The following is a 23854-nucleotide window of genomic DNA, read 5'->3' on the forward strand; positions in this document are numbered from 1 at the left end:
TTTCAGGCCGCCATTAACTATCTGCTAACCAATTTCGTTCACTCCGGTTTCTGAAACATGAATCGCGTGGTTATGCGCGCACCATGAACAGGGAACGGACTTTATGACCAGACAGAGAACGCCCGAAGATTCTCCGGTAGATGTCGCGATCATCGGCGCCGGGCCAGCCGGTCTGACAGCTGCCTATTTGCTCAGTAAAAAGGGCTTTTCGGTCACGGTTATCGAGAAAGATCCGAAATATGTCGGCGGGATCAGCCGGACGGTGGAGCATGAAGGCTTCCGCTTTGATATTGGCGGGCACCGCTTCTTTTCGAAAAGCCAGGAAGTGGTCGATCTGTGGAACGAAATCCTGCCAGACGACTTCATCCAGCGTCCCCGGATGAGCCGCATCTATTATGAAGGCAAATTCTACAGCTACCCGCTGCGCGCGTTCGAAGCCTTGTGGAATCTCGGTATCTGGCGTTCGACGCTTTGCATGCTGAGCTATGGCAAGGCGAAGGTATTCCCGAACAAGAATGTGAAGAGCTTTGAAGACTGGACGGTCAACCAGTTCGGCTACAAGCTCTATTCGATTTTCTTCAAAACCTACACCGAGAAGGTCTGGGGCATGCCGTGCGACGAAATGTCGGCGGACTGGGCGGCACAGCGGATCAAGGGCCTGAGTCTCTGGAACGCGGTCACCGATGGCCTGAAACGCTCGCTTGGCCTCAACAAGAGGCCGAATGACGGACAGGAAGTCAAAACCCTGCTCGAAACCTTCCGCTATCCCCGCCTCGGCCCCGGCATGATGTGGGATGCGGCCAAGGCCCATGTCGAAGCCAAAGGCAATGAAGTGCTCATGGGCCATAGCCTCAAGCAGCTCGCCCAGGATGCCGAAGGCAACTGGCGCGTAAGCGCGACGAGCGCTGACGGCGAAACCATCATCAATGCGAAACATGTGATTTCAAGCGCGCCGATGCGCGAGCTTGCCACCCGCATCCATCCACTGCCGCAATCCATGCCGGAGGCGCAGGATCTCAACTATCGCGATTTTCTGACTGTTGCGATCAAGGTCAAATCCGACGATCTGTTCCCCGACAACTGGATCTATATCCATGATGACCGGGTTCAGGTGGGCCGCGTGCAGAATTTCCGCAGCTGGTCACCGGAAATGGTGCCGGACGAGAATATCGCCTGCGTCGGGCTGGAATATTTCTGTTTTGAAAATGACGGTCTGTGGTCCTCGTCCGACGAAGATCTGATCGAGCTGGCCAAGAAGGAAATGGCAATCCTCGGACTGTGCAAACCCGAGGATGTTGTCGGCGGCGCGGTTGTCCGTCAGGAAAAGGCCTATCCGGTCTATGACGACAGCTATGAAGATAATGTCGCTACCATGCGCAATGATCTGGAAGGCCGCTACCCGACCCTGCACATGGTCGGACGCAACGGCATGCACCGCTATAATAACCAAGATCACGCGATGATGACCGCGATGCTGACGGTGGAGAATATCGAAGCCGGCACTCGCAAGTGGAACGTCTGGAACGTCAACGAAGACGCCGAATATCACGAGGCGGGCGACGAAGGCGCGCAGAAGGTGGTCGCCGAGGAAATCAGTGAAGACCGTGCTGCCGCTCTCGAAAGCATGCGCGATGTGCCGACGCGGATCGAGGAAGAAAAACCAGCGACACGGGCTGCCTAAAATGGAACGCAGCGGCTCGGACAGACGGTCAACCATCGGTGATTGGGTAGGAAATCTGCCCGCTCCGCTGGCTTTGCTCAACCGGTTTTCGATTACCCGCTATTTGCTGGCGAGCGTCGTCAGCCTGGCCTTTGACGTTGCCTTGTTCATGGTGCTGGTCGCATTCCTGGTCGATCCGGGCTGGGCTTCTGCAATAGGCTATAGCGCCGGCATCATCGTTCACTGGCTGATTTCCTCGAGCTTCGTATTTCCCGGCAAGGCGCGCGGTGGTGCGGCGTTGCATTTGCAACGGCTCGGTTTCATCGGAACCGCCATACTGGGCCTCGGCATAACGGTCGCCATGGTCAGCGGTCTCACCAGTGCCGGTATTTTGCCGGTCATGGCCAAGGCAGCGGCCGTCGCCGTCAGTTTCTTCGCCGTATATCTTACCCGCAAATACGGGGTATTCCGGTGAGCTATATCGACAAGACCATAGCCTTGCCTGCAAAGCAGCAGCGATTCAGCACCGAATTCACGAAATTCCTCAACTGGGCGCTGGTCTGGGTTATCCTCGCCAATATTCCGTTCATGGCGATGTGGATGGTTGGCGCACCACCACGCGCGATTCCGATTGTGCTGGCGGGTCTCGTCGGCCTGATCGTCAAACGGATGCCGCGAGCGGTACAGTGGATCGCGTTCGTCGGGGTGATGGTCTATTCCCTGCTTTCTTTTGTTTCCGGCCTGTTCAGCCTGACGCTGGATTCCTTGCTCTATTCGCTGCAGTTTTTTGCCGAAATCAAACCGAGCAACTCGATCGAATATATCATTGCGGCGATCGTCATGGTCGGCATATTGATCGGCAGCTGGTTCCTGCTCAAGCGCGACACCAATTTTTCCAAACCACTGCATATCCTGCTTGGCGGAGCTCTGATTTTCGGGCTTGTCGGAGCGGATGCCGCGGTCGGTGAAGGGATGCGGGGTCATTATTTCCGGCCGGCTCCTGCAGGTGCGGGGTTTGAATCGGCGGTTACGAAATCCGGCTTTGCCGCCCGCGCCGATGGCAAGCGCCATCTGGTGCTGATCATCGTTGAATCGCTGGGGGTTCCCAAGAACAACAAGGCGATGTCAGACAAGCTGTTTGCCTATTACAACAGCAGCGCGGTCAAGGCGCGCTATGAGGTCAGCCAGGGCACGAGCCTATATTATAACAGTACCACATCGGGCGAGATGCGCGAACTCTGCGGACGCTGGGGCGATTATTATGAGTTGCTTGAAAGCGATGATCCGAAGACATTGAATTGCCTGCCCGCGCAGCTTGCCGAAAAAGGCTATGCGACACAGGCGATGCACAGTTTCAAAGGTCCCTTTTTCAAGCGGGAAGACTGGTATCCCAAGATCGGTTTTCAAAAGCGGGAATTTGCTGTCGATCTGGAAAAACGTGGCGCCGAATGGTGTGGCGGTGTCTTTGCCGGCGCTTGTGATCGTCAGGTTCCGAAAATGCTGGCCGAAAATCTGAAGCGGGCAAAGCAGCCTGTCTTTCAATATTGGCTGACGCTGAACACCCATTTGCCGGTGCCTACCGAACAGAATCTGCACCCCGAGAATTGCGAGAAAGTATCTGTCGAACTGGCCCGGGACTATCCGATGATTTGCCGCCAGTTCGCGATATTCGACGATATAGACAAGGCGCTGATCAAGGAAATTACGGCGAGCGATTTTCCGGAGGCGGATATCCTGCTGGTTGGTGATCATATGCCGCCGTTTTTTGACCGCCATCATCGTTCGCAATTTGACCCGGAGCGGGTTCCATGGCTTTACCTGAAAGCCAAAGGCTCGCAGCCCGAGGGGTAAGATTTTGGAACGCTTGCGCGGAAACCTGCCAATATTATTGATCTGGCTCGCGGTCTGCGCCGTGCTCATTCTGGTCACGCGTGGCCAGATCATGAGCGGCATCGGGTGGGACCCGGATGATCAGCTGCGCATGGTCCAGCTGCGCGACTGGCTCGGCGGGCAAAGCTGGTTTGATACTATCCAATATCGCATTGGCGAACCGGACAGCCAGCCGATGCACTGGCCGCGCTGGGTCGAATTGCCGCTGGCCCTGGTGGTCTTGCTGCTCAAACCGTTGATCGGCGCAGCGTCCGCCGAAACTGCGGCAATGGTTATCGCGCCGCTCGTCACTTTGGGCGTGGCAATGTGGCTGGTCGTCAAAATCACAGAACAGGTTTTTGACCGCAAGGTCACACTTCTGGCGGCGGCTCTGTTGGCAACTGCCGTGCCGATTGTCTCGCAAATCCGCCCGATGCGGGTGGATCATCATGGCTGGCAGATTGCTCTGGCGCTGACCGCGCTGTGGACGATGTTCTGGCCTGACAAGCGCAAGGGCGGCATTGCGCTGGGTGCGACGCTTGCGCTCTGGCTTTCGATATCGCTCGAAGGATTGCCGCTATCGGCTGCCTTTGTCGTGCTGCTGGGTTGGCGCTGGGTCTTCCGGACCGAAGAAGGGGTTCGGCTGTTCTGGACCTTATTATCCTTTCTGATGGCCAGTTTCATGTTCTATTTTGCCTCTCAGGGCAATTTCAACACGGCGGTGAACTATTGCGATGCGCTGTCACCAGCGCATTTGCTGGCCTGTACGGCGGGTGCCGCTGTTATGTTGCCGGCAATCAAATGGCTGCCCGCAAATATCGCCTTGCGCACTGTCAGTCTGGCTGTCGCCGGTGCGGCGGCCCTGGCTATCTTCTATGGCTTCGCTGCCCAATGTGTTGGCGGAGCATTTAACACCATGGATCCAATCGTTCGCGAATATTGGCTGGTCAATGTTCTCGAGGGTCTGCCGATCTGGTACCAGAATGGCAAGACCATGGTCACCTTGCTCGGCGGATCGATCATCGTCGGGCTGGGAAGTCTGATCTATATCGTGCGTGTCCGGTGCGGACAGATTGATCGCGGCAAATTATTCATTCTCGCTTACGCATTTCTCTGGGCGGTGCTGCTGTCCCTGTTTGTCCAGCGTGCCACAGCGGTCGCAGCGGCCTTTGCTCTGCCATTCATGGCCTGGGCTGTGCAGCAGGCCTTTGCGCACGCGCGCGCAATCGAGCGTCCGGTATCGCGCATACTCGCCTCCGCCGCAGTTGTTTTCCTGATCATGCCTGGCCCGCTTGCCATCGCGCTTTTCAACAAAATTACAGGAGATGACGGGAAGGCCGAATTGAACTCCGGTACTGCGACGTGCAAGGATAACGCCTCGCTTGCGCGGCTCAATGCCTTGCCCCGGTCCCGCATCGTCGCCCCATTTGATTTCGGACCACGGATATTGCTGCTGACCCCGCATTCAGTGCTCGCTACCAGTCACCATCGTAATGACAAGGCGATGGCCGATCAGATACGGATTTTTATATCCGTACCGGATGTAGCTCGCGAGATATTGGAAGCGCGTGATATCCGCTACATTGTCGCCTGCGATGGCGAAGCCGAGCTTGATTTCTACGCGAAAAAGCATCCGGAAGGTTTGTGGGCGAAACTGGCCAAAGGTCAGAATCCGGACTGGCTGCAACCTGTCCACATCAGGGACTCTGGCCTGACTATTTGGAGGGTTGCGACAAAAGAATTTCGTAACCATATGTAAATTATACTATTGTTTATAAGGAATTGTCGCAACAGACCAGAACCATGGAGAAAAATATGGCAGGGGTCACCGGACTTGGGGGGGTTTTTCATATGGTGAAGAATCCGGCAGCTACACGCCAATGGTATAAAGATTATCTGGATATGGACGGGGAATATGGTCCAATGCTCAATTGGTCGGACGAGAAAGGTGACAAACCTTATAGTCTGATCAGCCATTTTCCCGAAGACAGCGAATATCTCGAACCAAGCGCGGCCAAATTCATGATCAACCTACGGGTCGATGATCTGGATGCTTATGTCGAGCAGTTGAAGGACAAGGGTCTTGAGATTCTGGGTCAGGTTGACGAAGGATATGGCAAATTCGCCTGGATCCTCGATTGCGACGGGATCAAACTGGAATTCTGGCAGCAGGTAGAAGCACCCGATAGCTGATCCCCCGGTTCAGGCCGGAATGAATTTCAGCGCCAGCCCGTTGAGACAATGCCGCTTGCCGGTAGGCCTCGGTCCATCATTGAAGATATGTCCGAGATGCCCGCCGCAGCGCGTGCAATGGACTTCGGTGCGCGGATAGCCGATCTTATAGTCTTTCGTCGTGCCTATCCGGTCTTCGGCGAGCGGCGCCCAAAAGCTCGGCCAGCCGGTGCCGCTGTCATATTTTGTGTCCGATTTATAGACCCCGAGATTACAGCCGGCACAGGCGTAAACGCCTTTGCGCTTCTCATTATTCAACAGACTGGAATAGGCCCGTTCGGTACCTTCAAGCCGCAATATCCGATAGCGTGCGGCGCCCAACCGTTGCTTCCATTCTGCGGCTGTCCGGTTGATCTTGAACGGTCCGCCAGCCCGCGCGTTGGCATCGTCGAAAAAGCCGGAAAGGCTTATCGCTCCATAGGCTCCGGCGACTACAAGAGTACCGGATATGACTGTGCGCCGGTCGAGCGGTTTCATCTGAATTCCTTTCCAATATCCCTCATTCATTCGAACCGGGAGACAAATTGGTTACAGATGTGCGCCTGAACGGAAACTGATCAATATTTCGAAAGCTCGACTTCCAACTCGCGGAATCCGTGAACGAAACAGGCGTGGACGCGCCGGTTTTTTCCGGTCGGATTGACCTGCATGCGCCGTTTGTGCATCTCTTCCAGCAAGATACGGATTTGCAGTTCGGCGAGACGGGCGCCGACGCAGCGGTGGATGCCGTAGCCGAATGCGAGGTGACGTCTTGCATTCTCGCGGTCGACAATGATCTTGTCGGCTTCCGGAAAGACTTCTTCGTCGCGATTGGCGGAGATATACCACAGAACGACCTTGTCACCCTTCTTGATCTGGTTGCCGAACAGGTCGTGATCTTCCAGCGCCGTGCGGCGCATATGCGCGAGCGGCGTCTGCCAGCGGATGATTTCCTGAACCGCGTTGGGTATCAGATCAGGGTTTTTCTGCAGCTTTTCCCTTTCTTCGGGGAACTGGCCGAGACCATAAGCCACGCCAGACATGGTGTTACGGGTGGTGTCATTGCCGCCAACGATCAGCAATACCAGATTGCCCATGAATTCCATCGGATCCATGTCACGCATATGTTCGGAATGGATCATCATGGAAATCAGGTCGGGCGTCGGCTCCGCATCCACCCGTTCGTTCCATAATTTGGTGAAATAGGCACCCATTTCGTAGAGAATATGCCGCCGTTGCTCAGTGAGATCTTCCGCGCATGACAATTCCACATCACCAGCCCAGTCAGACCAATAGGTCAGCAGCCTGCGGTCTTCCCACGGAAAACCGAATAATATTGCCAGCATGCCGGTGGTGAGCTCGATCGAAACCTTGTCGACCCAGTCAAATTTTTCGCCCCATGGCAGGCTATCGAGCACTTCCTCGGTGCGCTGGCGGATTTCGGTTTCCATCCGTTTCATTTCGGTCGGGGTGAAGGCGGGTGCTACCGTACGACGCTGTCCGGTATGTTTGGGACGGTCCATCGCGATGAACATCGGCAGCTGAAAATCGGAGTCGTCGAAGTCGGGCTCGGCAATCGTGATGCCGCCATGGGAGACATCGGAGGAATAAATATCCGGCAATGCTTCGACATGTTGGATCGGTTTGTAGGTGGTGATGTTCCAGAAGTCACCGTGAACGCCGCCCTCAACCTTGTTGATCGGAGCAGTCGCCCGCATTTCGGCAAATGGCTTGCGCCATAGATCCTTGCTGTACAGTTCCGCCCGACTGACATCCCAGGGATTGGCCTCGCTATCTGCGACCGGAGGGTTGCGCTTATACCATTCTTCCAGAGCCTCGTCGGCGGTCGGGGAGGTGGTCAGATTATCGAGGTCGATTTGGGGAACGGATGCCATTGGTCTCTCCTGCCGTTGCCTGTATCGGCAATCGGTTGCGTTTCAAAACTAGTTCAATCTGCCTCTATTGACAGTAATGTCAATGTCTTTTCGGCAAATGTCCTGAATCTCCGGACTATTTTCCGGTCACTCTTGCAAACAGACTTTTTTTGCGAGCCGCCTGTCCGGATTTCATCACGTTACGGCGGAACAGCATCACCGAAAAGCGGATGATGATCATTGTGAAGACACCCTGCCAGATCAGCGCCAGTCCGTGCTGCCAGATATTGTCCATCTGGGCGGCGCGCGCGATCATCGCGAAGGGTGAGCTGAAAGGAAAGAGCACCGCAAACCATTCCATCGGTTCACCCAATTTTGTGATTGCTGAATAAGCGAGAAAGAAAACCAGCAATTGCCCCATGGTCACCGGCATGGACAGGGTCTGCACTTCGCGCACGGTTGTTGCCATTGCCCCGATGCCAAGAAACAGCGAGCCGAGCAGCAGATAGGCCATCGAAAAATAGAGTAGCAGCAGCAGGCAGAATAACGGCCAGCCGACGGCGGGCGAAGGCAGGGCATTCCAGTTTCCGCCGACCAGAAGGGCTACGGATATTCCTATCGTGCTCCACACTGTGATACCGACGAGCGCCATGCCCAGCATTGCGAAAAGCTTGCCGAGAAATATCGCATCCATCGGGATGGCTGCGGCCAGAATCTCGATGATCTTGTTGGTCTTTTCCTCGACCAGATTGGAAAGCACCATCCCCGCGAGGATCATCGTCAGCAGGATCAGGATTGCCTGGCCGGCCTGCGCCGTCATCAGTTGATTGCGTTCGCTGGAACTGCCCGTTTGACCGATAAGCCTCGTTTCAATGTTAACCGTGGCGGGCCGGGAAAGAGCTGTCTCCGCCAGCAGCGTAATTTTCCCTTGCCATCGTTTGACGTCTCCCGCCGAACCGGTCAGCACGGGGGCAGCCAGCGTCCCGGAGAGAATTGCGGTCAGCGATTTTTCGCTGTCCAGCTTTGCAATGATGTCCGGTTCTTGCGCGGAAAAATCCGGCAATATGATCAGCTCCGGCAGGGATTTTGAACCCAGACTCCGGACGAGTCGTGCGCGTGTTGCAAGCAGTGCTTCGGCTTCTTCCTGGTTCAGGGCGACGCCAATAACAGAATTATCAATCTCCTGCGATACCTGCGATCCCAGCCCGCCAGCGGCGACCCCTATCCCCAGTGGAAATAGCGGTCCCAGCAAAAAGAAGAAGAAGGATTTGGAAAATATGATCGCGGTGAAATCACGGCGGGCGATGACGAAGGCGGCGCGGATGGTTTCGATCATGCTCTTTCATCCCCGTTGTTGTCTGCGGCATCGGCATCCATTTTCCGCGCCGCTGCCTCGCCAGCGATCTGGACAAAGGCGTCGTGCAGGCCGGGCCGTTCGATAGAGAGGGATTCGATGCCGGCATCGCCTTCCACCAGAGCATTTAACAACGGTTCGACGCCGCTTTGGGGCAAAGTGAAATGCCAGTTGTGGCCGAGCGGTTTGCAATCTGCAGGAATTGCTGTGCGCCAGGGACCGTCGAGATTGCGTGTTTCGAGATGGACCTGCGGACGGAGCCGGTCACGGGCCTCGGAAACCTTGCCTTTGAAAGGGATTTTCCCATCGGCGATAATGGCGATTTCTTCGCACAGCCGCTCGGCATGGGCGATCACATGGGTCGAGAAAATGATCGTGACGCCCTTGTCGGCCTGGGCGCGGATCAATCGTTCCAGCTTGCCCTGGTTCAGCGCATCCAGACCGGAAAACGGCTCGTCAAGAATGATCAGGTCGGGATCGTGCACGAGCGTGCCGAGCAACTGTACCGTCTGCGCCATGCCTTTGGAGAGTTGGCGGATCTGTTTGTCGGCTGCTTCACCGAGCCCATGATCTTCCATCATGGCACGACCCCGCTTGCGGCCCTCGGCCAGCGGCAATCCGCGCAACGCGCCCATGAACGCAATCGCATCAAATGCCTTCATCGATGGATAGAGTCCGCGCTCTTCGGGGAGATAACCCACTTGGTGGGCCATGGAAATCGGCTCTGGCGATCCGAGTAGAAACCGCTCGCCTTCGTCGGGGTCAATGATCCCGAGCAGCATCCGCAAGGTCGTGGTCTTCCCCGCTCCATTTGGTCCCAATATCCCGAATATACTGCCCTTCTCGATCGTCAGATCGATACCGTCAACGGCGGCTTCGCCATCAAATCTCTTGACGATATTGCGAGCTTCGATGGCGAATTCGGAATGTGGCGCGTGCATTTACGGCTTTCATATCTGGCGGTAGTGTTTGATAGGGAAAGCCTATGCCGGATGACAAGTTAAGATTGGACAAAGCGCTCGAAAAAAAGGCGAAGGAAGAGGGCTTTGCTGCGGTCGGCATCGCTCCGGGACGGTTGGCACCAAAAACCGGCCAGCGCTTGAAGCAGTGGCTTGCGGACGGCAGCCACGGCGACATGATCTGGATGGAGAGCCGGGCCGACGAACGGTCCGACCCGACCCATTTATGGCCGGACGTCCGTTCGGTCATCATGCTGGGTATGAGCTATGCGCCGGGCACCGATCCGTTCGCGCTGGAGAGTGTCTCCGATCACGGCCGCATTTCGGTCTATGCGCAGGGCAAAGATTATCACGATGTCGTGAAAGGCGCGCTCAAGCGGACGGCCCGCTGGCTGATCGAACAGGCAGAGTGCGAGGTGAAGGTATTCGTCGATACCGCGCCGGTCATGGAAAAACCGCTCGCGGAAGCGGCTGGCCTGGGATGGCAGGGCAAGCACACCAATATCGTCAGCCGAGATCACGGCAGCTGGCTGTTTCTGGGCGCGATATACACGACTCTCGAACTGGAGCCGTCAAAGCCGGGAAAAGACAGCTGTGGCAGTTGCTCTGCCTGTCAGGGTATTTGTCCGACCGGCGCCTTTCCGGCACCCTATCAGCTCGATGCAAGGGCCTGCATTTCCTATCTCACGATCGAGCACAAGGGACCGATCCCGCACCAATATCGCAAAGCCATGGGCAATCATATCTACGGCTGCGACGATTGTCTGGCGGTCTGTCCGTGGAACAAATTTGCCCAGGCGGGGGCAGCAAACAAGGCATTTCTGCCACGCGCGGAATTGACTGCGCCGGCGCTGGCCGATCTGCTGGCGCTCGATGATGCCAGTTTCCGGCAGGTATTCTCCGGATCGCCAATCAAGCGCAGCGGCCGCGACAGGATGGTACGCAATGCCCTTATCGCGGCGGGCAATAGCGGCGATTCAGCATTGATCGTGCCGGCTCAGGCGCTTCTGGATGATGACGATGATGCGGTCAGGGACGCGGCTGGTTGGGCGCTTGAACAGCTGGCGTCAGCGCTGCCTTAGAGCATTTACGCAGCTGACCCGGTCAACCGCAGCGCCATCGCTGCGGCGGGCGTCGATATGGGTGACCCGACCGGCGCCGCCGTCTTCGGGCGGATAAAGATAGGCATCCAGTATGCACGCGCCGCTTGCAAACTGGAGTTTCTGGGCTGGCGGCTCGGATATATCCAACTGCGGTTTTCCGAACAGACGGATAAGCTGACCGGCGGTCTTGCCCATGACGATATCCAGGCCTGCTACCGATTGGAGCGGGGAGGCCGGAGCGGCTGGCAGGCTGGGGCTTCTTGTTGCCGTTGTCGATGCACAGGCCGCTAGAGCGGGCAGGCTGAACAATATAAGAAATTTGGCTTTCATGCGGATCATATTTCCTTCTTCCCATGCACCAGATGGGTAGCCATAGCGGCTCCCAATAGCGGCGCAAGGAAATTGACAAAGGGGATGGCCAGCATCAGCGCAGTGACCAGTCCGAGGGTGAAGCGCTCGAGTTTCGGCAGACTCGATCCGGCGGCGAGATTGCGATAATCGGCGGCATGGCGGGCAGCAACCATGTCCTGCAGATCGCGTCCCAGCAAAATGGCATTGACTGTAAAAAAGGCAATCGGAGGGCCGATCCCGGTCACAAGCAGCAGGATATAGAGTGGTGCCGCCAGAATATTATAGCCTAGCGCCCGGCCGGCGGACGCGAGCCCCATTTTGATCCCGATCACATAACCCGGCGGTTTCGCCGTTTCCGCTCGATCAGGATAATGTCGCCGTTCTACCGCATCGACAATATCGTCCGAGAAGATGTTGAGTACAAAAATGGCGACAATCCGGAACAATAATAATCCGGTCAATATCGCGATGATGGCCGCAGCCGCAGCTGCTGCAAGGCCGCCATCTGTCCACCCGAGCCAGGCAAATAGCCAGACCAGTCCAAAATATGCTGCTACTCCGAAAATGGCGAACAACAGAAGCGTGAGCAATATGACCTTGAGCAGGATCACCAATATAGCACGGTCGCGAAGCTGGGCGAGGGAACGCGTGAAAGCTTGTATCATTCGCGCCTCATGTCATGATTGCCCGGCCAGCGTCAATTCTGCTTGATGGCATCGGACCAAGTCCCTAACCCGTCCCGAACCATGCAAACCACCCCAAGAGGATCTTTATGACCACTGAAGCCCGTTACGATATTGTCGCCATCGGCAATGCAATTGTTGATGTCATCTCGCAAGCCAGCGATGAATTTCTTGACGAAGAGCAACTGGTCAAGGGCAGCATGGCGCTGATCGACGCCGCGCGGGCGCAGGAATTATATCGCGACATGGGGCCAGCGCGGGAAATTAGCGGCGGTTCGGGTTCCAACACGCTGGCCGGCGCATCCATATTGGGGCGCCAATGCGCCTTGATCGCGCAAGTGGCCGACGATCAGCTGGGTGAAGTGTTTGCCCATGATATCCGTGCAACCGGAATTGATTTTGATGTGCCGCCGCTGGGTCAAGAGCCGCCGACGGCGCGCTGCCTGATTTTTGTCACGCCGGATGCGCAGCGGACGATGAATACTTTTCTCGGTGCATCGCAATTCCTGCCGCCGGCTGCGGTTGACTCCGACCTGATCGCCAGCGGTGCAATCCTCTATCTTGAAGGCTATTTGTGGGACGCCGACGAGCCCAAGGCCGCGATGGCGCTGGGAATCGATATCGCCAGGGAACATGGCCGCAAGGTTGCCTTCACCCTGTCCGACACATTCTGCGTCGACCGGCACCGGGAGGAATTCGTCGGCCTGATCGATGGCGGCAAGATTGATATCCTGTTCGCCAATGAGGCGGAAATCAAGATGCTGGCCGAGACCGAGGATTTTGATGCCGCGGTTGCGCAAACGGCCGCCAAGGTGGAAACGCTGGTGGTGACGCGAAGCGAAAACGGGGCGATCGCGGTTCGTGACGGCAAGACGACCGCCGTTGCTGCGGAACCCGTTGATCATATCGTTGATACGACCGGTGCCGGTGATCTTTTCGCTTCCGGCTTCCTCAGCGGCTATATCGAACAGCGTCCGATGGAAGAATGTCTGACCATTGGCGCGATTGCAGCAGCGGAAGTGATTTCCCATTATGGCGCCCGGCCGGAAGCCGATCTGGCAGAACTGGTGAAGGTTCGCTTTGGCTGATCAGCCTTTCATCTTGAACAATTTCCGGTCTTCGGGTCCAAAGCCCCATTTCCAGATGATCCAGGCATAGCTACCGAGGATCATCGGGATACCGACGATCAATTCCATCCATTCGGGCAGATAGGTGGCGAGATAGCCTACCGCGCTCGCCACCGCGACCGCAAGCAACAAGGTCCAGCGCCAGCCATTGACCGGCGCGTCGAGCAGTTTGGACAGGAAGATCGCCTTGACCACCGAGGCATAAGCGAGAGCGACCATCAGCGCCGCGGCGACGGCGGCAGCCTGAAACAACGGCCCCCAGCCCAGAAGCACGCAGACCTGAATGAACGCGACGCTCAGCGCCGCCTGCAGCAGCAGCATTGACAGCGAGATCAGCAGGTTCCGATGGCGGGCAATATAGACAAGGGCAGATTCGGCGACCACGGCGGTTGCTGCCACCGCTTCGGCTGCCAGCAGGAAGGCCAGGGCCCCGGTTCCACCGACAAAACCCGGTCCGACCAGACCCATCACGGCTTCTCCGGGAATCGCCAGCGCCAGCGCAATGCCGATCTGTGCGGCAATGATCCAGAATCCGACCTGGCTCACCTGACTGGCAATGGCCTTCAGGTTCCCTGCCTCGAGATTGCGGGTGATGACAGGGCCGAGAATGGGATCGAAGCTGGTTTTGAGCTTTTGCGGCAGGCTCGCTACCTGTTGCGCGATATAATAGATTCCGACGATCGCCGGTGACGCAAACAGGCCGAGAATGGCGAGGTCCAGCCGGCGTGAACCCCATTCGGCGGCATCGGCTGCGGCAAGCGGCATATTGCGCCGGGCGATTTTCGCAATTTTCATCGGCTCCGGTCGCCAGCCGTGCGGCAGGCCGTAGCTTTTGAACAATGGCCAGAGTGATGCCAGCAACGCCGCAATCATCGACACGACATAGGAAAGGATCAGGCCGTCGCGCAGCGAATAATAAGAGAAGAGAAAAGCGGCGATGCTGATCGTCCAGGGTTCGACAACCGACCGGGCGCGCACCGTCGAGGCGATATCGTAACGATAGGCGAGGGCGGCCAGCGCAATATCGGCCCCGACGACGGTAAATATCACCAGCGGCAGGAACCGGTCGAGCCCGTTGATCTCGCTGTTCGGGAACATGATGAACGGAAAGGCGATGAGGATCGCCGCCGCGACGGCGGATGCGAGGAAGCTGACCAACAGCCCGTCCCAGACCACATGGACATGGGGCCTCTGGGTCTTGCTAAGCTGCGCCGCCAGCCCGCGTTTCAGTCCGAGGGTCGCGAGCTGTGCCGCAAATTCGACCACCAATATCGCATAGGCAAAACGTCCGAGCGCATCGGCGCCGTAAATGCGACCCGCGATGAACAGAAACGGCAGACGCGCAGCGAGACGCAGAAGAAAGCCGAATATATTGGTCCGTCCGCCTTTGGCCAGCGCGGCAATATCGTCCTTGCTCTTGTCAGCAGGCGCGTCGCCATCGATTGGCGCTGCACCAGCCGTGCCTGATGGTTCAGGACTGTTCAAATCGCTCTCCGGCTGGCCCGCTTAAGGGAAAGCTGTCTATAACAGTTTCGGGAATTTGTCATCATCATGGCTTGCCGGTCTATCTGCGTTCAGAAACGAGCGGCCTTTTCATGAGCTGGGTGACCACAGACTGAACGTCAGCCTCGCCTGCCAGCAAAGCGCAGACAGCGTCGACTATCGGCATATCTACCTGACGCGCCTTTGCATCCTGCTGCAGGACAGGAGCGGTGGAGGCGCCTTCGGCAACGGTTGTCCGGTCTGATAGAAGCGCTTCGGCGGACTGACCTTCCCCCAGTCCCTTGCCGAGCGAGAAATTGCGCGAACTGGTCGAGGAGCAGGTGAGCACGAGATCGCCAAGCCCGCACAGGCCGGCGAGAGTTTCTGCCCGGGCGCCACGAGCCGAGCCATAGCGGAGCATTTCGGCAAAACCGCGACTGATCAGGGAGGCGCGGGCATTTTGACCCAGGCCGGCTCCGTCGACCACGCCGCAGCCGATCGCGAGAACATTCTTGACCGCGCCGCCAATTTCAGCGCCGACGACATCATCGGAATAATAAGGCCGGAAGCTGGCTTTTGCGATCAGCGGGTTGAGCCGCTCCCAAAGCGCTTCACTTTCGCACGCCAGGGTCAGGGCTGTTGGCAGGCCTTGCGCGACTTCATGGGCAAAGGTCGGGCCGGACAGGACTGCGAGATCATTATCCGGTCGCACGACCTTGGCAACCTCGCTTAACAGCAACCGGCTTCGTGCTTCGATTCCCTTGCAGCACAGGATCAGCGAAGCGCCGGAATCGGGTAATGCCTGAAGGGTGGCGCGCAGATGCTGTGCCGGTGTCACGAGCAACAGCACATCACAGGCTGCCATCGCGTCTAAATCCTGCGTTGCGCTGATATTGTCGCGAAGACGGTGGCCGGGGAGAAAGGATATATTCTCGTGGGTCCGGTTGATCTGGTCGATAACCTCCGGTTCGCGGGCCCAGAGCAGAAATTCGTCCTGACCTTCAGATAGCACCTGCGCGAGGGCGGTGCCCCATGCGCCCGCGCCGATGACGCCAATTTTTGCTGTCGTAACAGTCATGCTTTTACCCCCGCGCCGCGCGCTTTTTCAGCCGTCGGGTCCAGCGGCCAGCGCGGCCGGGCGACGAAATCCAGTGGATCGGTCAGGCCCGCTGCGAAACGCTCTGCGCCTGCCCAGGCAATCATCGCCGCATTGTCGGTGCACAGCCACTGCGGAGGCGCGGTAAAGGTCATGTCATTCTTCTCGGCGACCTGCTGGAGCATGGCGCGGATCGGAGTATTGGCCGCGACACCGCCTGCGACCACGAGATGCGCGCAACTGCTATGATCGTGAACAGCCTTTTCCAGCCGGTCGCGCAGGCAGTCGACCACCGCCTGTTGAAAGGAGGCCGCGATGTCTTCGGGTCTGTGGGCACCGCTTTGATGGGCCCGCACCACGGCGCTTTTCAGCCCGGCAAAAGAAAAATGCGGCTCCTTTGATTTGATCAAGGGGCGGGGCAGGGGAACGGCCTCGGGATCACCTTGCTGCGCAAAGGCTTCGACCTTCGGGCCGCCGGGATAGCCGAGGCCCAATATTTTCGCGGTCTTGTCGAACGCTTCGCCGGCCGCATCGTCAATCGTGGTTGCCAGTCGGCGATATTGGCCGACGCCTTCGACCCGCAAGATCTGGCAATGGCCGCCGGACACCAGCATCAGCAAATAGGGAAAGGCCAGATCCGGATTGACCAGTCGCGGCGAAAGCGCGTGGCCTTCGAGATGATTGACCGCGATCAGGGGTTTGCCGGCGGCCATCGCCAGCGCCTTGCCGGTGACCAGGCCGACCATCACCCCGCCGATCAGACCGGGGCCAGCAGTGGCAGCGATCGCATCGACGTCATCGAGCGATTTTCCGGCTTCTTCGAGCGCGGCTGCGATCAGCGGTGTCAGGATCTCGGCGTGCGCGCGCGCGGCGATTTCCGGAACGACGCCGCCATAGGGGGCATGTTCCGCCTCTTGCCCTGCCAATTTGTGCGCCAGAATTTCGCGCTCAGACGTAACTAGCGAGGCTGCCGTTTCGTCGCAGCTGGATTCAATTCCCAAGATCAGGCTCATGACGCTTTTACTTAGGCGCTCAAGCCATTAGGACAAGCGCTATCATGAGCGAAGACAGCAAAAAAGAGATTCTCGCCGGGCTGGACCGGCCCTTGCGCATCGGCACACGCCAGTCACCGCTTGCGCTGGCGCAAGCCACGATGGCGGCAAACGCGCTGCTTTCTGTGCACGGTTGGCGGCCCGATCAGGTCGAACTGGTGCCGATGATCGCCAGCGGCGACAAGATAATCGATCGTTCGCTAGCGGAAATCGGCGGCAAGGCACTGTGGACCAAGGAACTGGATCGCGCGCTTGGCAATGGAGAAATTGACTGCGCGGTGCACAGTATGAAGGATGTGGAAACCATCCGGCCGGGCGAGTTCATTCTCGCGGCCATGCTCGAAAGGGCAGATGTCCACGACCGGCTGATCGGCGCGGATTCAATCGACTCCCTGGCCGAACGCGCGATCGTCGGCACGGCGTCGCCGCGCCGCAAGGCCCAGCTTTTACGGCTGAGAAAAGATCTCGATATCAGACTGATTCGCGGCAATGTGCAAAGAAGGCTGCAGAAGATTGAAGACGGGGACTATGACGCGACCCTGCTCGCCGCCGCCGGTCTGAACCGGCTGGACATGAACGATGTCGGTGCTGATATTCCCGCTGAGGTCATGCTTCCCGCGCCCGCGCAAGGCGCGATCGGGATCGAAACGCGGTCCGACGACTCCCATGTTCGTCGGCTTATGCATGCGATATCGTCGACGAACACATTCCGCGCTGTCATTGCCGAACGCCTGTTTCTGGAACAATTGACCGCGGATTGTCACAGCCCGGTCGCCGCTCTGGCGACGATCGAGGGCGCAACCGTTTTTCTGCGGGCCGAAATATTGCTGCCCGACGGATCCGAGTGCGTCAGCGGCGAATCCAGTTTCGATACCGGCGATGTTTCCGCGCCAGGTATATTGGCCAACACGCTATTGGGGCAGGCCAGCGCCGGTCTGAAAGCCGTATTTGGTCGATGAATCTGCCGCTGCTGATCCTTCGACCGCTCGACGGGGCGCTGCAGACCGAGCGGCGGGCAAAGGAATTGGACTTGCATGTGGTGGTCGACCCGCTGTTTGCCGTCGAGCCGATTGCATGGTCCGGTCCGGAAGCACAGGATTTTGACGCATTGCTACTGACCAGCGCCAACGCGCTCCGATTCGGCGGACCACAATTGAACGCCTATCGATCATTGCCGATTTTGGCGGTGGGCGAGAAAACCGCAGCTGCAGCAATAGCAGCCGGTCTCCATGTCGCGGAAACGGGAGCTACCAGCGCGCAAGACCTGCTGGGCGGACTGGAGGATGGCCGGTACCGGAACATATTATGGCTGGCTGGCCATGATCATACCGATCTTTCTGCAACAGATCAGCAGCTCGAAATCGTGCCGGTATATCGTTCAAACGCAATTGCGCTCGGAGAACAGGCGAAAGCCTGTCTCGCCGGGGAGACCGTCATCCTGCTGCATTCGGCGCGGGCTGCCAGACATTTTGTGTCGGAACTGGACCGGTCGGGTTTGCCCAAGAGCCAGCATCGCGTGCTGGCTTTCTCCGGAAAAGTGGCTGAGGCGGCCGGACAGGGGTGGAAAATGGTTCAAACCGCAAGCCATCCGGACGACGACGCTTTACTGTCCTTGGCGAGCGCACTATGCCGGTGATGTTGAGAGGATTTGGTCCGTCCTGCGGCCTGACTGAAGAAAAGGAGCCGTAATGAGCCGGGATTATGAAAGGCTTTCGCCATCAACTGGCAAGAGCAATTTGACGCGCAACGTGCTGATTTTGATGGTCGTGGCCTTCATCGGAGGGGCGATTCTGACAGGATGGATATTGTCGCGCTACAACCCCTTCGACAGCGAGCCTGACGCGGAAATAGCGACGGTTGCCAATGGCGCTACCGGCAAAGCTGCTGACCCGGTGACGGCGCTTGCCAACCGTATTGATGCGGATGGCACCGTCTTGCCAGCGTCAACGCAATCAAGCGAGCCGGCGGCGCCGGCACTGACACCGGAACTGGAGCGGGCGCTGGCCGTGCGCGTTGCCGATCTGGAAGACCGTTTGTCGCGGATCAATGTGCAGGCGCAGGCTGCGTCGGGCAATGCGGCCAGGGCTGAGGGGTTGTTGATCGCCTTTGCCGCCCGTCGTGCGCTGGATCGCGGATCACCGCTTGGCTATATCGATCCCCAATTGCGACTGCGTTTTGGCGATGCGCAGCCCAAGGCGGTGACGACCATTGTCAACGCTTCCCGTGAACCGGTCACCCTGGAAGAATTGTCCGCAGGACTGGACGAACTGGGGCCGGCGCTTACGACCGGATCGAGCGGCGCGGGCTTCTGGGCTGACTTTCAGCGGGAACTTTCCGAACTATTCGTCATTCGCAGTCCAGGCACGCCATCCCCGGCACCGCAACAGCGGTTAATCCGGGCGAAACGCTATGTCGAAACCGGCAATGTCGATGCCGCGATCGTCGAAGTCGAGAAGCTGCCCGGGATTGCAGAGGATGACGATGTCCTGCAGTGGATGGAAAAGGCGCGTCGCTATAATGAAGCACGGCGGGCACTCGATGTCATTGAAACCGCAGCGATACTCGAACCGCAACAATTGCGCACCGCCGAAGGGGAAAAAGTGGATCAACCTTCACCGCTGGCACCTTCTACCGCGATACCGGCTCCTTAACCTTCCAGGAACAGCTCTGCGAGACCAGCGGGAACACGAACCGGCCGTCCGCTTGACCGCTCGATAATCGCCCAGTTGGTTTTCGCGGCGACCTTTGTCTTGCCATCGGGCCCGGTGAAGCTGACGTTGCGCCAGAATCGCGCGCCCTTGGGCGGTTCTGAAATCCAGGTTCGTCCGGTCACGGTCTCGCCGACCCCGACATTGCCGCGATAATCGATCTCGTGCCGGGTTACGACCCAGATATAGCGGTCAATGGCGTCTTGCGGCGCGACCGCTTGCCAGTGGGCCGTCGCAAGATCCTGAATCCAGCGCACCCAGACTGCGTTGTTGACATGACCGAGCTCGTCAATGTCGTCTGGCTGAGCAGTGAACGCCAGCGTGAAACCAGGTTCTTTATCGATCGGGGGAGCGGGAGGGCTTTCGCTACTCACTCAGCCATCCCCATCTGCCACAATATGAAGGCGAATTCCTCTGCGGTTTCTTCCAGTGCGTTCCAGCGTCCCGACTTGCCGCCATGGCCGGCGCCCATATTGGTCTTGAGCAGCAGCATATTGTCATCGGTCTTGGTTGCGCGCAATTTTGCCGTCCATTTGGCCGGCTCCCAATAGGTAACTCGAGGATCGTTGAGGCCGCCGGTGATCAGCATCGGCGGATAGGCCTGCGCTGTCACATTGTCATATGGTGAATAGCTGCGGATCGTTTCAAAGGCAGCTTTATCGGTGATCGGATTGCCCCATTCCGGCCATTCGCCGGGAGTCAGCGGCAGACTTTCGTCCTGCATCGTATTGAGTACATCGACAAAGGGCACATGGGCGACGACGGCGCCCCATAGTCCGGAGTCGCTGTTGACGATTGCGCCCATCAGCTCGCCGCCAGCGGAGCCGCCCGACGCGGTGATCCGGCCTGTGCTGGTATAGTCCTTGGCAATCAGATCCTTGGCGACATCGACAAAATCGTTGAACGTGTTGGTTCGCTTGGCCAGCTTGCCGTCGAGATACCAGTTACGGCCCAGATCGTCGCCGCCGCGGATATGGGCAATGGCGTAGACGAAGCCCCGATCGACCAAACTGAGCCGTGTTGTAGAGAAGCTCGGCGGCACGGCATAGCCATAGGCACCATAAGAATAGAGATGGAGCGGCGCGCTGCCGTCGATCTTGGTGTCCTTGCGATAGACTAGCGACACCGGCACCATCGTTCCGTCACGAACCTCGATCATCAGTCGTTCGGTGACATATTGACTGGCGTCATAGCCGGACGGGATTTCCTGTACCTTGAGCGTTTCGAGCGACTGGTCGGACAGATGATAGTCAAAGACCGTGCCCGGCGTGACCATCGAATCATAGCCGAGCCGGAGCTTGTCGACATCATATTCGGGATTGTCGTCGAGCCCGGTGCTGTAACTGGCCTCCGGGAAGGCGATGCGCTCGACTTTGGCCGGATCGTCATAGGAACGGATTTCAATCTGATCGAGGCCATTTTCGCGGCCCTCGGTCACGTAGAAATTCTTGAATGTGCAGACGTCCGTCAGATAAAATTCGTCCGATCCGGCGATCAATGTTGTCCAGTTGTCCGGGTCGGCAACTGACGCCGTGGCAAGCCGGAAATTTACATGATCATCGTTGGTCAGGATATAAAGCGTGCCGTCATGTTCCTCCACGTCATATTCGCGCCCGGTCTTGCGGGTCGAAACCAGTATCGGTTCGGCGAGCGGATTGTCGGTCGGCACAAGCCGTATTTCGCTGGTTTCGTGATCGCCGGTCGATATGGCGATATATTTTTCCGAATGGGTCAGGCCGATGCCGACGCGGAAGCCTTCATCATCCTCGTGATATAGTTCGACATCATCGGCAATATCGCTGCCCAGAACATGGAGCCGCGCATTGTCGGTACGCCATTGTTCGTTGGCGAGACCGTAAAGCAACATTTTGGAATTGGCCGACCAGACCAGGCTCGACAATGTACCGGGGATGATATCGGGGAGTAGCTCGCCGCTCGACAGGTCCTTGATCCGTGCCTCGAACCGCTCGGAACCATTGTCGTCATAGGCATAAGCCAGCAATCGACCATCGGGTGATACCGACGCCGCGCCGAGCCGGAAATATTCCTTGCCTTCGGCCAGTATATTCTCGTCCAGCATCAGCTGGTCTTCGCCGCCGGTAACCGCTTTTCGCCAATGCTGGCGATATTGCATGCCTTCCTCGAATTTGCTCCAGTAGAGCCAGTCGCCATCCTTTTGAGGGACCGAACTGTCATCTTCCTTGATCCGCGCCTTCATCTCGGTGAACAGGGATTTGGTCAGCTCTTCCCGGCCTTCCATATTCTGTTCGAACCACTGGTTCTCTGCCTTCAGATAGCCGAGCACATCTTCGTCCTCGACCACCGGATATCGCGCATCTTTCAGCCAGTTCCACGGGTCGTTGACGACATATCCGTGCCGCTCGTAGCTGTGAGGACGCTGTTCTGCAAATGGCGGACGAGTCAGCTTTTGTGTCATATTCTCTATATATCTCCGGCCGGATTAAGGTGGCGAATGGGGCCCGGAACCCCTATGTGTTGCACTATAAGCTTATTCAAGGAGTTTGCTCGGCGATGTTGATGTCTACCTATGAAGCCCGCCTCAAGGCGTTGCGGGAACAAATGCAAAAAGACGGGCTCGACGGCTTTGTCGTTCCGATCTGTGACGAGCATATGAGCGAATATGTCGGCGAATATGCGCAACGCCTGGCCTGGCTCACCGGCTTTGGCGGATCGGCCGGTTCGGCCATCGTGCTGAAAGACAAGGCGGCGATGTTTATCGACGGCCGCTATGTCGTTCAGGTCCGCGACCAGGTCGACGGAAATCTCTATGAATATGTCAATGTAGCGGACCAGAAGCCGCATGAATGGCTCGCCGCGAACGCACCGACCGGCTCGAAAATCGGCTATGACAGCTGGCTGCACACCCGCGAATGGGCGGAAACTGCCAGCAAGGCGCTGACCAAGACCGGTGCGGAGCTGATTGCCGTGCAAAATAATCCGGTTGATGCGGTATGGGAAGACCAGCCACAACGCTCGCCGGAGAAACTGGCGGTCCATAGCGATCAATATGCCGGCAAATCGGCCCGGGACAAGCGGGCGGATGTCGCGGCGTGGCTCAATGACAAGGGCTATGACGCCACCGTCATCGCCGCGCTGGATTCAGTTGCCTGGTTCTTCAACGTCCGGGGCAAGGATATCTCCAATACGCCGGTATCGCTGGCTTATGCGATTGTACGTGCTGACGAGACAGCGACCCTGTTTGTCGCGCCGGAAAAGCTGACCGATGCGGTGCGCGAGCATCTCGGCAATCATGTCGAGATTCGTGACTATGACGAACTGGCCGACGCCTTGTCTGACATGACTGGCAAAACCGTTGCGGTTGATCCCGAGCGTTCGGTTGCCGCGATTTTCGAAGCGCTCGACAATGCCGGAGCGAAAATCGTCAAGGATCGCGATCCGACCATTCTCGCCAAGGCGATCAAGAACGAAGCGGAAATCAGCGGCCACAAGGCTGCGCAGAAGCGTGACGGAGCGGCGCTGACCAAATTCCTGCACTGGATGGCACAGGAAGCGCCCAAGGGCGGACTGGACGAATTGTCGGCTGCCGCCCGGCTGCGCCAGTTTCGCGAGGAAAATCCGGAACTCAAGGATCTCTCTTTCAACACGATTTCAGCCGCCGGAGATCACGGGGCTTTGCCGCATTATAGCGTGAACGAGGACACCAACCAGCCGGTCGAGATGAATTCCCTCTATCTGGTCGACAGCGGCGGGCAATATCTCGACGGCACCACCGATGTCACCCGCGTGGTTGCTGTCGGCGAACCGACCGCAGAAATGCGCAAGCGCTATACCCAGGTGCTGCAGGGCCATATCGCTCTCGATCAGGCGGTATTTACCAAGGGCACGACCGGCGGGCAGCTCGACATATTGGCGCGCCAGTATCTCTGGGCCGATGGCGTGGACTATGGTCACGGCACCGGCCACGGCGTCGGCAGCTATCTTTCGGTGCACGAAGGGCCGCAGCGAATATCCGGCGCAGGCGGTCTGAGCGAAGCGCTGCAGCCGGGCATGATATTGTCCAACGAACCGGGCTATTACAAGGCTGGCGAATTCGGCATCAGGATCGAGAATCTGTTCCTCGTCGAGGAGCGGGAGATCGAAGGCGGCGAGCAGACGATGCTCGGTTTCGAGACGCTGACTTTCGCGCCGCTCGAGCGCAAGCTGATCGAGGTCGACAGGCTGTCGCAAAGCCAGCGCCAGTGGGTTGATGATTATCATGCCAAGGTCCGTGCGGTGATTGCGCCGCAGCTGGATGGCGATGCGCTTGAATGGCTCAAGGCGCAAACCGCTCCGCTCTGAATCTA

At 57.9% G+C, this 23854-nt stretch carries 22 protein-coding genes; 11 read left to right on the plus strand and 11 right to left on the minus strand.

What is annotated here, in order from left to right; genetic code table 11:
• Positions 1-103 precede the first annotated feature (103 nt).
• Genes AACZ86_RS03120 through AACZ86_RS03140 form a run of 5 tightly spaced genes read left to right on the plus strand, consistent with a single transcriptional unit; the run spans position 104 to position 5722 of the window.
• A complete protein-coding gene (locus AACZ86_RS03120; protein ID WP_339689246.1) occupies positions 104-1681 on the plus strand; it encodes an NAD(P)/FAD-dependent oxidoreductase in 1578 nt (525 codons plus the stop codon).
• Position 1682: 1 nt separating this feature from the next.
• Entirely contained in the window at positions 1683-2135 is a 453-nt protein-coding gene (locus tag AACZ86_RS03125; protein ID WP_339689247.1) for a GtrA family protein, read from the plus strand.
• Positions 2132-3511 (plus strand): sulfatase-like hydrolase/transferase, encoded by a 1380-nt coding sequence (locus AACZ86_RS03130; protein ID WP_339689248.1) that lies wholly within the window; start codon positions 2132-2134, stop codon positions 3509-3511. The genes AACZ86_RS03125 and AACZ86_RS03130 overlap by 4 nt, the downstream gene beginning before the upstream one ends.
• Positions 3512-3548: 37 nt before the next feature.
• Positions 3549-5288 (plus strand): hypothetical protein, encoded by a 1740-nt coding sequence (locus AACZ86_RS03135; protein WP_339689249.1) that lies wholly within the window; start codon positions 3549-3551, stop codon positions 5286-5288.
• 56 nt (positions 5289-5344) lie between these two features.
• The gene (locus AACZ86_RS03140) at positions 5345-5722 is read left to right on the plus strand and encodes a VOC family protein (RefSeq protein WP_339689250.1); all 378 of its coding nucleotides are present in this window, start codon (positions 5345-5347) and stop codon (positions 5720-5722) included.
• Between the two features lie 9 nt (positions 5723-5731).
• On the opposite strand, the gene msrB is transcribed toward AACZ86_RS03140, so the two are convergent.
• From msrB to AACZ86_RS03160, 4 genes are all read right to left on the minus strand, one after another.
• Positions 5732-6238 carry a peptide-methionine (R)-S-oxide reductase MsrB gene (msrB, locus tag AACZ86_RS03145; protein ID WP_339689252.1) on the minus strand — a complete coding sequence of 169 codons (507 nt, stop codon included), beginning with the start codon at positions 6236-6238 and terminating at the stop codon, positions 5732-5734.
• An 80-nt stretch (positions 6239-6318) separates the two neighbouring features.
• Positions 6319-7635 (minus strand): cytochrome P450, encoded by a 1317-nt coding sequence (locus AACZ86_RS03150; RefSeq protein WP_339689253.1) that lies wholly within the window; start codon positions 7633-7635, stop codon positions 6319-6321.
• Between the two features lie 115 nt (positions 7636-7750).
• The gene (locus AACZ86_RS03155) at positions 7751-8950 is read right to left on the minus strand and encodes an ABC transporter permease (RefSeq protein ID WP_339689254.1); all 1200 of its coding nucleotides are present in this window, start codon (positions 8948-8950) and stop codon (positions 7751-7753) included.
• The gene (locus tag AACZ86_RS03160; RefSeq protein ID WP_339689255.1) at positions 8947-9909 is read right to left on the minus strand and encodes an ATP-binding cassette domain-containing protein; all 963 of its coding nucleotides are present in this window, start codon (positions 9907-9909) and stop codon (positions 8947-8949) included. The genes AACZ86_RS03155 and AACZ86_RS03160 overlap by 4 nt, the downstream gene beginning before the upstream one ends.
• A 44-nt stretch (positions 9910-9953) precedes the next feature.
• Here AACZ86_RS03160 and queG point away from each other — a divergent pair, with 44 nt between their 5' ends.
• Positions 9954-11009 (plus strand): tRNA epoxyqueuosine(34) reductase QueG, encoded by a 1056-nt coding sequence (queG, locus tag AACZ86_RS03165; RefSeq protein WP_339689257.1) that lies wholly within the window; start codon positions 9954-9956, stop codon positions 11007-11009.
• On the opposite strand, the gene AACZ86_RS03170 is transcribed toward queG, so the two are convergent.
• Both AACZ86_RS03170 and AACZ86_RS03175 read right to left on the minus strand, forming a co-directional pair.
• Positions 10995-11360: a hypothetical protein gene (locus tag AACZ86_RS03170; protein WP_339689258.1), complete on the minus strand. Its 366-nt coding sequence runs from the start codon at positions 11358-11360 to the stop codon at positions 10995-10997. The genes queG and AACZ86_RS03170 overlap by 15 nt on opposite strands.
• Before the next feature lie 5 nt (positions 11361-11365).
• Positions 11366-12046: an EI24 domain-containing protein gene (locus tag AACZ86_RS03175; RefSeq protein WP_339689259.1), complete on the minus strand. Its 681-nt coding sequence runs from the start codon at positions 12044-12046 to the stop codon at positions 11366-11368.
• 107 nt (positions 12047-12153) lie between these two features.
• Between AACZ86_RS03175 and AACZ86_RS03180 the strand changes: the two genes are divergently transcribed.
• Positions 12154-13152: an adenosine kinase gene (locus AACZ86_RS03180; protein WP_339689260.1), complete on the plus strand. Its 999-nt coding sequence runs from the start codon at positions 12154-12156 to the stop codon at positions 13150-13152.
• On the opposite strand, the gene AACZ86_RS03185 is transcribed toward AACZ86_RS03180, so the two are convergent.
• The 3 genes from AACZ86_RS03185 to tsaD form a co-directional block, all read right to left on the minus strand.
• Positions 13153-14634, minus strand: coding sequence for a lipopolysaccharide biosynthesis protein (locus AACZ86_RS03185; protein WP_339689378.1), 1482 nt, complete (start codon positions 14632-14634; stop codon positions 13153-13155).
• A gap of 121 nt (positions 14635-14755) precedes the next feature.
• Positions 14756-15751, minus strand: coding sequence for an NAD(P)H-dependent glycerol-3-phosphate dehydrogenase (locus AACZ86_RS03190; protein ID WP_339689261.1), 996 nt, complete (start codon positions 15749-15751; stop codon positions 14756-14758).
• Positions 15748-16782 (minus strand): tRNA (adenosine(37)-N6)-threonylcarbamoyltransferase complex transferase subunit TsaD, encoded by a 1035-nt coding sequence (gene tsaD / locus AACZ86_RS03195; RefSeq protein ID WP_339689263.1) that lies wholly within the window; start codon positions 16780-16782, stop codon positions 15748-15750. Before tsaD ends, AACZ86_RS03190 begins: the two co-directional genes overlap by 4 nt.
• A 44-nt stretch (positions 16783-16826) precedes the next feature.
• Here tsaD and hemC point away from each other — a divergent pair, with 44 nt between their 5' ends.
• The 3 genes from hemC to AACZ86_RS03210 are packed head-to-tail and all read left to right on the plus strand — an operon-like array spanning position 16827 to position 19472.
• Positions 16827-17780 carry a hydroxymethylbilane synthase gene (gene hemC / locus AACZ86_RS03200; RefSeq protein ID WP_339689264.1) on the plus strand — a complete coding sequence of 318 codons (954 nt, stop codon included), beginning with the start codon at positions 16827-16829 and terminating at the stop codon, positions 17778-17780.
• The gene (locus AACZ86_RS03205) at positions 17777-18457 is read left to right on the plus strand and encodes a uroporphyrinogen-III synthase (RefSeq protein ID WP_339689265.1); all 681 of its coding nucleotides are present in this window, start codon (positions 17777-17779) and stop codon (positions 18455-18457) included. Before hemC ends, AACZ86_RS03205 begins: the two co-directional genes overlap by 4 nt.
• A 52-nt stretch (positions 18458-18509) precedes the next feature.
• Complete coding sequence (locus tag AACZ86_RS03210; RefSeq protein ID WP_339689266.1) at positions 18510-19472, plus strand: hypothetical protein; 963 nt, start codon at positions 18510-18512, stop codon at positions 19470-19472.
• On the opposite strand, the gene AACZ86_RS03215 is transcribed toward AACZ86_RS03210, so the two are convergent.
• Together AACZ86_RS03215 and AACZ86_RS03220 are read right to left on the minus strand one after the other, a co-directional pair.
• The gene (locus tag AACZ86_RS03215) at positions 19469-19903 is read right to left on the minus strand and encodes a thioesterase family protein (RefSeq protein ID WP_339689268.1); all 435 of its coding nucleotides are present in this window, start codon (positions 19901-19903) and stop codon (positions 19469-19471) included. The two genes, AACZ86_RS03210 and AACZ86_RS03215, sit on opposite strands and share 4 nt — an antisense overlap.
• A complete protein-coding gene (locus AACZ86_RS03220) occupies positions 19900-21966 on the minus strand; it encodes a S9 family peptidase (protein WP_339689270.1) in 2067 nt (688 codons plus the stop codon). The genes AACZ86_RS03215 and AACZ86_RS03220 overlap by 4 nt, the downstream gene beginning before the upstream one ends.
• Before the next feature lie 101 nt (positions 21967-22067).
• Between AACZ86_RS03220 and AACZ86_RS03225 the strand changes: the two genes are divergently transcribed.
• Positions 22068-23849, plus strand: coding sequence for an aminopeptidase P family protein (locus AACZ86_RS03225; protein ID WP_339689379.1), 1782 nt, complete (start codon positions 22068-22070; stop codon positions 23847-23849).
• Positions 23850-23854: the final 5 nt, after the last annotated feature.

The organism is uncultured Parasphingorhabdus sp. (assembly GCF_963975735.1).
Taxonomy (GTDB): Bacteria; Pseudomonadota; Alphaproteobacteria; order Sphingomonadales; family Sphingomonadaceae; genus Parasphingorhabdus.